The 10,347-nt window shown below is 25.6% G+C and carries 10 protein-coding genes; 4 read left to right on the top strand and 6 right to left on the bottom strand.

Annotation, left to right across the window (positions count from 1 at the left end):
* Positions 1–328: 328 nt before the first annotated feature.
* Complete coding sequence (locus U881_RS0101735; RefSeq protein ID WP_024653054.1) at positions 329–862, top strand: hypothetical protein; 534 nt, start codon at positions 329–331, stop codon at positions 860–862.
* 464 nt (positions 863–1,326) lie between these two features.
* On the opposite strand, the gene U881_RS0101730 is transcribed toward U881_RS0101735, so the two are convergent.
* From U881_RS0101730 to U881_RS0101715, 4 genes are all read right to left on the bottom strand, one after another.
* Positions 1,327–1,887: a chromosome replication/partitioning protein gene (locus tag U881_RS0101730; protein ID WP_024653053.1), complete on the bottom strand. Its 561-nt coding sequence runs from the start codon at positions 1,885–1,887 to the stop codon at positions 1,327–1,329.
* A 70-nt stretch (positions 1,888–1,957) separates the two neighbouring features.
* On the bottom strand, positions 1,958–2,719 hold the full coding sequence (locus U881_RS0101725) for a ParA family protein (RefSeq protein WP_024653052.1): 762 nt from the start codon (positions 2,717–2,719) through the stop codon (positions 1,958–1,960).
* Positions 2,695–3,270 (bottom strand): DUF226 domain-containing protein, encoded by a 576-nt coding sequence (locus U881_RS0101720; protein WP_024653051.1) that lies wholly within the window; start codon positions 3,268–3,270, stop codon positions 2,695–2,697. The genes U881_RS0101725 and U881_RS0101720 overlap by 25 nt, the downstream gene beginning before the upstream one ends.
* Before the next feature lie 6 nt (positions 3,271–3,276).
* Positions 3,277–4,245 carry a plasmid maintenance protein gene (locus U881_RS0101715; protein WP_024653050.1) on the bottom strand — a complete coding sequence of 323 codons (969 nt, stop codon included), beginning with the start codon at positions 4,243–4,245 and terminating at the stop codon, positions 3,277–3,279.
* A 219-nt stretch (positions 4,246–4,464) separates the two neighbouring features.
* Between U881_RS0101715 and U881_RS0101710 the strand changes: the two genes are divergently transcribed.
* The 3 genes from U881_RS0101710 (at position 4,465) to U881_RS0101700 (ending at position 7,195) form a co-directional block, all read left to right on the top strand.
* Positions 4,465–5,136 (top strand): hypothetical protein, encoded by a 672-nt coding sequence (locus tag U881_RS0101710; protein WP_235048114.1) that lies wholly within the window; start codon positions 4,465–4,467, stop codon positions 5,134–5,136.
* A gap of 146 nt (positions 5,137–5,282) precedes the next feature.
* Positions 5,283–6,647, top strand: a complete 1,365-nt coding sequence (locus tag U881_RS0101705) for a protelomerase family protein (RefSeq protein ID WP_024653048.1) — start codon at positions 5,283–5,285, stop codon at positions 6,645–6,647.
* 104 nt (positions 6,648–6,751) lie between these two features.
* A complete protein-coding gene (locus U881_RS0101700) occupies positions 6,752–7,195 on the top strand; it encodes a hypothetical protein (RefSeq protein ID WP_024653047.1) in 444 nt (147 codons plus the stop codon).
* On the opposite strand, the gene U881_RS0101695 is transcribed toward U881_RS0101700, so the two are convergent.
* Both U881_RS0101695 and U881_RS0101690 read right to left on the bottom strand, forming a co-directional pair.
* Entirely contained in the window at positions 7,179–7,460 is a 282-nt protein-coding gene (locus U881_RS0101695) for an acylphosphatase (RefSeq protein ID WP_024653046.1), read from the bottom strand. The two genes, U881_RS0101700 and U881_RS0101695, sit on opposite strands and share 17 nt — an antisense overlap.
* 123 nt (positions 7,461–7,583) lie before the next feature.
* Positions 7,584–9,203: a PTS transporter subunit EIIC gene (locus U881_RS0101690; protein ID WP_024653045.1), complete on the bottom strand. Its 1,620-nt coding sequence runs from the start codon at positions 9,201–9,203 to the stop codon at positions 7,584–7,586.
* Positions 9,204–10,347 lie beyond the last annotated feature (1,144 nt).

Raw genomic sequence — 10,347 nt, 5'->3', positions numbered from 1 at the left:
AAAAAAAAAAAAAATTAATAAGACAAAATAAAAATAGCTCTCATTTGAAACAAATATTAAACAATATACTTCAACACATTATAATAATAAAAAAAACAATTCATCAACCAATATTTCTCTCTCAACACAAAAAATCAAACAACTTTTTTATATCCAGATTATATATTATTATATCATAATTTATTCACAAATCAAAATTATTTACTTTAATTTCTAAATTTATTAAAATAAAATCTTAAAGAAGACTAAATATCAAAACAAAACCATTTACAAAAAAAACTTAATTTTATACCATACGTACTAACATGATATAAAAAGGAGGCAGTTAGTGCTATATTCTTTAAAAATTTTAAAACAAAAAACAATACATTTTATATTATTTTTTTTATTTATAGCATGCTCATCTCTAGAAGTCGAACATGATACAATAAACAAAAAAACAAGAATATACCAACATTTAAACAAAAACTTAGAATTAAAAGGTGTAATCGACTATCAAAATAATACAACACAAATATTTTTACACGCCAAATTAAAAAATCACAGCATCATCAAACAAACACCACTAATACTCCCAGACGGAACAAAAATAGAAGGTAAAACAAGCTACGAATACGATAGCAAATCTTCACTCGGAAAATGGATCAACGCATCTTCCTTCAGCTTAGATAAAAATATGTTAGAAAAATTACTAAATGAAGATGAATATGTATACAACAAAGAAGATATTAAAGTACAAATCGGATTAGAAACACTTAAAATGAATAAAATTAAAATTAGAAATTTTTTAATTAAGCTCAACACACTAGAAAAACAACACACTCAAAGTAGATCCTTAAACAGACACAATATCAAAAAATAAAAAAAAAGCTTTAAAGTTAACGTTAAAAAAAATAAATCGTTAATTTTAAAGCTCTTTAATAATCCTTAAAAAACCAATAACATTGTTAAACAACTCTTACATGCAAAATTTTACTAACACAAAGCCAAAAACTCATACAGTATGAGCAAATTTTACAAGCACAATTAAAACTATAAAACAAAATATAATTTAAAAAATACAGGTAAATAAACTATCAAAAACACATAAATTCTTAAATACGATTAAAATGACAAAGGCTACCTACCGTAGCCAACCTATTATTCTAATCAAACAATAAGAGTGAGACTTAAAATCTCAGTCTATAGCATAATTATAAACTATTTTATTTTTTTTTGTAAAGCCTTTTTCAAAAGTTTTTACATTATTAAGTAAAGAAAAATATAGCACCAAAGTTCAACATTAATAAAAAATTACAAATACTCTTAATACAAAAATTAGCCTCACTATGTTTTCAAGTTATTACATCTAATATACTTATCTTGCATCTTATAAAAAAAATCCTTTTCATTCTTATATACTTCCTGAAGCAAAAAACTAGCAAATTTTATATTGGATTTGTAAAAACTAAAGCTTTCTTCATCATCTAATTTAAACCTTAAAGACTTTAGAAAAGTAGTACCATTCTTACTAATAAAGTTACCATTTTCCAATACTTGAATGGCGTAATCTACGCCCCTATTTAAAATTAAATCATAATCAATCTTGCCACTATCAATTCCTGTTGCCAATTTAATATATCTATATATAGAAGTCTTTGCTATTTTATAACTTTTAATGAAAGATGCAAAACTTTTATATCCATCAAGGGCATAATATTTGCTTTCATTTATTTCTTTAAAAATCCTAGCTGTTTCTATCTTATTATAAGATTCCTCTCTTATGAGAACTTTAAGTTTTTCTTTTAACTCTAAGTATCTCTCTTCTCTTGTTTTATTTGAATCTTTAATTTTATAAACTTCTAAGTCAATTCTCCTAACTATCTCTATTTTCCCATTCTTTCTCATTATACCTCTCTTTAAATCATTTGGAACTACTAGTTCCAAATGGAACTAGTAGTTCCATTTGGAACCAAATCTAATAACCAATCTTTTTCAAGAAAGCATTTAATATCTCCTCATAAGCTTTATAGTAGTCTTCGTTTGGATTAAAGCTGTTTCTATAAAAGACAGTTTTCCTAAGATTATCTCGTTTTGGAACACTTCCTAAAAAATTGTCTTTATACTCATTTTCAATAAAATCTCTCAGCTCCTTATCTATATTTTGCCTCTCAACCAACTTAGTTACCAAATAAAATGTCGGTAATTCGTTTCTAAATATATCTTTCAATCTGTTGGTTATTAGATCCAAACTTTCAATTGCCCACTGATCAGTAGGCAAAGGAACTATAAGATAATCAGTCATTATTAAACTACTGTTAAGCAAACTTCCCAAAGTAGGAGCTGTATCCATAATGATAAAGTCATATCGATACTGTATATAACTCAAAAATATTTTAAGCAAGCTTTCTTTCAAAGATATATTTTCTTCATTAAATTGCCCTAAACTTAAATGACTTGCTATAAAATCAATATTTTGATTAACATTGATAACTGAATTATCAATGTCCAGTTCTTTTTTCAACACCCTATATATATTTATTTTCTTTATGTCTATATTCTTACTTCTTATAAGATTAACATAGAAACTAGTACTGCTAGCCTGAGGATCTAAATCAATTAATAACACTTTATAATCTTTACTTGCAAGGATATTACTAAAAAACAAAGATGTTGTACTTTTCCCAACACCACCCTTAATGGAAGCTACAGTAATTATTTCTGGTTTTCTTTTATCCATTTTAGTACACCTTTATTTTCAAAATATTCTTTTTCGTAAAATTTATGCACCTCTCTTTCTAACTTTAATGTTCTATCTAAAAGAGAATTATAAAAATTTTTTCCCTTATTTTTTGATTTTAATAATGTATACAAACTTCTCAAATAACAAAAAACGCTTCCTTTTTTAAATCTAAATTCTATATAGTAAATCTTTGTTATTTTGGAGGTCTTATTTGTTTCATTTTCTTTGTAATTCACAATAAATGGCTTGGGCAATCTTGCAAACCCATAATAAATCCCTAAAAATTTATCTCCTTGTCTCATATGAAATAAATGCAAACTTTCATATTTGTTAGGATCAAAGACATTTTTAAAACACAGCCAAAATTTACCCTTATTCGGTCTTGCTTCAAAATTGTTTAGCATGCTAAAAATCTTTGTATGATACATTTTCTTGCGGTTTTTATCTTCTATCCTTTTGAAAAAACCGTTACTTTTTTTATTCAGTTCTAGTTTTCTTGCCAACAATTTTGTTTTCAATTCACTTATTTCATTTGCTGCTTTTTCCATATATTCCTAACTAGAAATCAATTCTTTTATTTTGATGATATCTGCTATCACATTGCTCATTTTTATTATTTCATTTGGACTGTCTATATAACCCATCTTTGTTTTTTCACCTCTTTTATGATTTTGACATAATTGTTGTGCTTTAGTTTTATTTTCGTCTTTAAACTTTCCTATTATAAGGTGGAAATCCGTTTTGATGCCTTTCTTAGCCATAAACCATATTTTGTTCTTCTTTTTTTTTAAAACGGCTTTAAAAAAATTTAAAGCATCATTTTCATTATATTCTTTCAATTCTTCCATAAAGTCTTTTAAATTCCAAAGTGTATTCTTGTAACTTACTTGCGTTTTAACAATATCTCTGATCTCACTTAGATCGCTTTTTTTTATTTTAAACCTTTGCAAGATAATACGTTCTAAATTTTTTTCTTTGCTTTCATAGTTTTCATTTTTTATATTTTTAAAATCAGAGTTCTTAATATTAGAATTCTTATATTTATAATAATTAACTTTTATATCACTTAAAAGACGTGAAAATATCTGATGTGAAATTTTGAATTGTTGCTCTTGTTCTTTTAATTTGTCTTTATTAATGGCTTTATTTATTGCTTTTTCTGCATCCTCCTTTTTTTGGAGGAAATAAGCTGTGCTTATTGCTTTGTTAGCTACCTTTTCAAGAGCTTTGTTAATGATGTAATAAGTGAAACTTCCATTATTTTTTCCAAGAGGATTAAAACTGATTTTTAATAGACCAATTTTCTCAATATTTTTAATATCGCTTTGTATAGTCCTTTTTGTTACGGATTTGAATCCCTTTTTTTCTAAGATTGAATTTACCATCATTACAACATTTCTTAAAGAATACCTTTTTTTATATGTAAAATAATTATGTTGCAATTTTTTAATTGCCCAAAACACCTTTAATCTTCGATCTACTACTTTGTTAAATGGTACTTTGCTGATTTTCTTTTGTCTCATTTTCAACTCCTATCGTTTGATATTTATCTTTAAAATACTAATGATATTTTAATTAAATGTTTGTAAAAAGTAAAGACTTTAAATAATACGTTAACATTTTGTATTATTTTATTATGATAATTATAAATTATATAGTTATAATTGCTGTATTATTTACGATATTGTTTACGATATTGTTTACCATATTGTTAATATGGGTTCTATTAATTTTTATTAGAAATGTTTATATTTGTTGTTATGAGGAATTTTTGGAGGATATTTTATAAAGTTTTTTCGTTTTTTGTCTTTAGTTTTTTTTCTTGCAATTTTGATATTGCATCAAAATTTTTTCTTCCTTTGGAAGATGCAATAAAATTAGAAATGTCAGGTTATGAGTATTTGGGTGATAATAAATTTAAAACTTATTTGCATTCCAAAAATTATTTTGAATCTATTAAAAATATTAATGGTTATTCTTATTATTTTATATTGAACAAAACTACTAAAAGTGTTGTTATGCAAATAAAGTTATACTCAAAAATAGCAGGTTTATTGGATTATAAATTTGGTTTTATTTTTGATTTTGGTTTTAAGTTCGATTTTTTGAATGTCATTCCTCCCAATGCATTTGAATTTCAAACTAAAAAATTTTTCAAGAAACAGGTTTCTTTAGGTAATGATCTTAATATAAAAAATGATAAACAAATTTCTACTTATAATTTTAATTTAAAACATATAGAAGAGATTAATCGTGAATTTGAGATTAGAAATCATAAAGATGATCTCAATTCAAGTACAAGTGAACTTATGTATTTTATAGGCAATTCTGAATATTCGGTTTTAAGGGAGGCGTATATTGTTTTTTATTATTATGTTTTTAAAGCTATTGAAAGATTCTTGAAACAAGAATAGTTTATAGGTAATTTTATTGGTATAATTAATATGATGAATTGTGTCTTATTTTATATGCAACAATGATTATTGTAAATTATAATATTATAATAATCATTGTTATAATGGATGTTCTTATTATTTTTTCTTGATATAATATGTTTAGTATGTCTTTAAAAGTTAATATCAAAAAAGATCTCGAATTTTTTAGAAAAAATTTGGAAGAAATATATATTAAATATTTAAATCATGAAATTTCATATTCTAAGTTAAATAAAAGTCTAGTTATTCTTGCTGAAAAGCATAAAAGTATTCTTTTAAGAAAAGATAAATTTACTAATCTTTCAATGATATTAAATCTTTCGAAAACTCGTAAAATAATAAGGGAATATATTAATCTTTCAGTTATTGAAGAGATCAGGCAAAAGAATAAGCTTTTATTTTTTTGGGTTCCTAAAGAAATAAAAGAACTCTCTAATATTGATATCAAAGATTTATGTAAGCTTGAAGATTTGATGGTTGCTAATAATATTGTTGGTAGAAAAGTTTATTTTGAATCTTTCCTTGGTTTATTTAAAAGTCCTGGATGGCTGAATAATTATGCTCATTATTATAAGATTTCAAAAATTAATAGTTATAGAAAAGAACAGATATCAGTTAAAATAAGTTTGAAAACTTATATAAAAATGATAGACATCTTATTGACTCAAAAAAGAGATATTAGACTAAAATTTTATGGGGTGTTGATGGCAACAGGACGACGTCCTGTTGAAATAATGAAGATTTCTGAATTTTATGTTCAAGATAGTGAACATATCTTGATGAAACATATAGCTAAAAAGAAAGAGCATAATTTAATTCATGAAGTAGTCTTTCCTACTTTTGCTGATTCCAAATTGATTATTGATGCAATAGCAGAAATAAGGTATATGGAAAGAACAGAAAAGCTTTCGAAAGAAATGATTTCTTCAAATCTTGCTTATAGTTATAATAGGTTATTCCGTAAGATCTTTGAAAATATATTTGAACCTGAAGAATCGATTTATTTTTGTAGAAGGCTTTATAGTAGATTTTCTTATCTTGCATTTGCTCCAAAAAATATGGAGTTGAATCTGTGGATAACTACGGTTTTAGGACATGAGCATGATGATATAATAACAGCTTTTCATTATAATCGTTATGTTTTAGACAATTTGGATGATAATGCTGATGTTGATTTATTGCAATTGATTAAAAAACGAATACATACCTATGTTAGGAGGAAGACTACATATTCTATTGTTAATATGAAAAAATTAGATCTATTATTAATGGACTCTTGTAACAATTCGTGTAACATTATAGATGATAATTATGTTAAGACTTTGCGTGTAATTCGGGAATTGATGATAGAAGAAGGCTTAGAAGAATTAGAAATGCTTAGAGGTCTTAATGTAAAAATTCGTAAACTTTTTAAGCTAAAATATGGTTATAATTATAACTATGCGAAGTTAGGTGAGTATTTATCTTTAATTTTTGGATATGATATTTAAAGGTGTCGTAAAAAAGAAAAATTTTTATGTTGGATATTCATTTTTATTGAATTACATTAGGGGCTTTTTAAAATGTTTCTATTTGTAATATATTTGTTAGGTGTATGGATACAGGATTTCTTTATTTTTTCAAAAAGGCATTAAGTGCCAATGATAACAGAGTGGTTTATATTTCTTATCTTTATGATAATTTAGTTTCAATTAAACCGATGCAAAATTGGTTAAAAATTGATTTTAGAGATTCTAAGAGAGGTAAAAAATATTTTTTTCTTTTTAAAAGGAATAAATTAAATGGAGAATTTATTTCTTGTAATTTTTTGAAAACAGAAACTAATCATGCTCTTGATATTAAATTTTCTGATGGCAATCTAAATATTTTTTGCAAGGATAGAAAATCGTTAGAATTTTTAAAATTTAGAGTTGAACATTTCTTTAAATCTAGTATGAAAAGTTTGAAGATTGTGAGCAGAAATAATAATAGGCCAAAGATTAGTAAAGTTAAAATAATTAAGGGTAAGTTTAATAGAAATATTAATAATAGGAACTGAAGTTTTTAAAATCAAAGGGATATTGCGAATCTAGTATTTTTTTTTCTATCTGTGCAATTGTTGAATATCCATTGCCTTTTTTTAAGGCTTTTTCAAATGATTCAATTTGTTCATTATTGTTGGAAAAGACTACTATTTCTACTCTTCCATCATCCAAATTTTTGACAAATCCTTTAATTCCTATTTTTTTTGCTATTTGTTCTGTGAAAAATCTAAATCCTACACCTTGTACTTTTCCAGAAATGAAATATTGATATTTATGCATAATTTTATTCCTCATTTTATAATGATAAGAGGAGTAGTTTTTTAAATGACACACTCCCCTCTTCTTTTTAGTTTATATATTTTTTATTAATTAATATTTATTAGTTGTTTGTTAATTATTAATTTAAATTTTATCTATTTCCATTCTTATATTATCAGATAATCCTCCAAATATAATTTGAATACCATTTCCTTTTTTAAGCATTCCGCTTGCTCCAATAGATTTAAAATAGGTGTCGGATTTTACTAATTCTATTTGATTAACATTGATTCTTAATCTTGATGCGCATGCATCAAGGTATGTGATGTTACCTTTTCCTCCAAGTCCTTCTAATACTTTTTCAGCAATTTCTGAAATTTTTGTCTTTTGTGTATTTGTTTTTATAACTTCTTCTTCTATATCTTCTCGGCCAGGTGTTTTTAGATCGAATTTTATAATTGCAAATTTGAATATATAATAAAATCCTATGAAGTAAAATATTCCAATAGTAGGAATCATTATCCAAGTTGTTTTGCTGTTACCTTGTAATATTCCAAATAAGAACATGTCAATGAATCCTCCAGAAAAGGTTAGTCCAACTCCAATATTGAAAATGTGAGCTAGTAAATGAGCAAGTCCAAATAGAGGGACATATATAAGATAGTAAAGAGCAGGTGCTGCAAAGAGAAATGCAAATTCAAGGGGTTCTGTAATGCCTGTTAATATTGATGTAAATCCGGCTGATAATAATAGAGAAGCTGTATCTTTTTTATTCTCAGTTTTTGAAGTGTGATACATAGCAAGAGCAGCTCCAGGTAGTCCAAAGATCATTACTATAAATTCACCGCTGAAAAATCGAGTTCCTCTTGCAACTTCAAAATGTGTGGTATGAGTATCTGCTAATTGTTTGAAAAATATGTTTTGTGCTCCTGCTACTAATTCTCCATTAATTTCCATTGTTCCTCCCAGAGATGTTTGCCAGAAAGGTAGATAAAATATGTGATGGAGTCCAAAAGGTATTAAGGATCTTTTGATTGCTCCATATGCAAATGATCCAAAATATCCTGATTTTTCTATAATATTGCCTAATGAGGTCATCATACCTTGAATGAATGGCCAAATGCATGTTAAAATTATTCCTACTATAAACATTACAAGTGTAGTTATGATGGGGATAAATCTTGATCCTCCAAAAAATGCTAGGAATGTAGGTAGGTGAATGTTGTGCAGTCTGTTATGAAGCATTGCTGCAAAAAATCCCGCTATCATTCCTCCCATGACGCTCATTTGTAGAGAAAAGATTCCAAGTACATTTGTGTATTCTTTGCTTTTTGCAATTGCCTCTGCTTCGGGTGTTCCAATTGCTAATAATGCTTCTACGTTTACAGTTGAAGGATTGATGCCTTGAATTGATAAAACTCCATTGATAGTTTGATGCATCACTAAAAATCCTATAACTCCGGCAAGCGCTGCTGTTCCTTTTTCGGCTTTTGCTAGTCCAATTGGAATTGCTACTGCAAACATTAAGGGTAAATTTTCAAAAATAATTTCTCCCGTATATTTCATTAAAGACAATATGGAATTCATTGAAGTTTTTTCTCCAAATATTGTTTCAAGTCCATAGGTTTGAATCATTGTTTTGTTAGTGAGAGCACTACCGATTCCTAATAAAAGACCAGCTATTGGTAGAAGAGCTATTGGCAGCATGAAAGCTTTTCCTATTTTTTGTAATGTTGTAAATATTGATTTTGATAGTATTGACATAATATCCCCTCCATTAAATTGTTATTAAATTAATATAATTAAAAATGTTAATTATATTATTAATTAATATTAGCAATATTTGTCAATCTTGTAAATAAACTTTGAGGATAAAATTGTTTGTCACAAAATGGAAGAATCCTATCTTTTTATAGTTGTGTGTTATTATGTTTTATAATCTAATCGCTATTGTATTTATATTGGTGAATTTTTCAAGATTTTTAATAGTTTGAGATATAATTTTAGTATATACTGTACATAAAAATGCTTCATTTGAAGAATAAAGCAGGTTTGAAAATAGGAATACAAATTTTAAAGATTAAAGAAATTTTGTCATTTCTTTTTTTATTCAAATTGGGTAAAAAATATTTGTGTTTTTTTAGAATAATTTTTTATTTATTTACATTATTTTTTATTTTAGCTATTTGGATTAATTTTTTTATTATGTTGAATGAAAATGGGTCAGGGTGATCAGTTTTTTGCGAATTGACGTAATCTATTATTGTGGTTGTGCATTGTGTTGTGGTTATGACTATTGTAAAAGTTTTGTTTTGCTAGAGAATGTTAAAAATTGAATTAATTTGGTGTTATGGTATTTGTTATGTAGTGTGTATTTATGAAATTCAAAATTATTTAAAATACGTCTATTTGAAAAGTAAGTAGGTTTGTGTATTGCAACTGATATTAAACATATAATATTGATAAAATCAATATTATAGCTTGTGTTCTTTGTATTGTAAGTGTGATTTTTATTATTGTATGCATGGTTAAGAATTAGTTCTATCAGTAAGTTTTGTAGGAGTTTTTTGTAAGTTCTATGGCAATTTCTAGAGAAAATATGGGGGTAGGTAAGTAAATTTAAATTCTTATGTTAAGAGTGTCTTTATAATGTGTCAAATGTTGGTTATTGGTAGAAGAATTATCGTTAACGTAACATGAAGGTTTTTTTGTTTTTTTATAAATTGAGAAAGAGCAGGTTTATGTGAAGTAGTGATTGTAATAAATAAATAATCAATTTACCTTATATTTTCAATCTAGTATAGATTAATTAAATTAATTAACCTATACTAGATTGAAAGTTATATTAATTAATAATTAATTATTTTTATTAATACATGAGTTAAATTATAAATTGTACTTATTGTAT

This window comes from Borrelia persica No12 (assembly GCF_000500045.1).
GTDB lineage: Bacteria > Spirochaetota > Spirochaetia > Borreliales > Borreliaceae > Borrelia > Borrelia persica.
The sequence above is the reverse complement of the archived record's forward strand: the minus strand, read 5'-3'. Positions and strand labels throughout refer to the sequence as shown.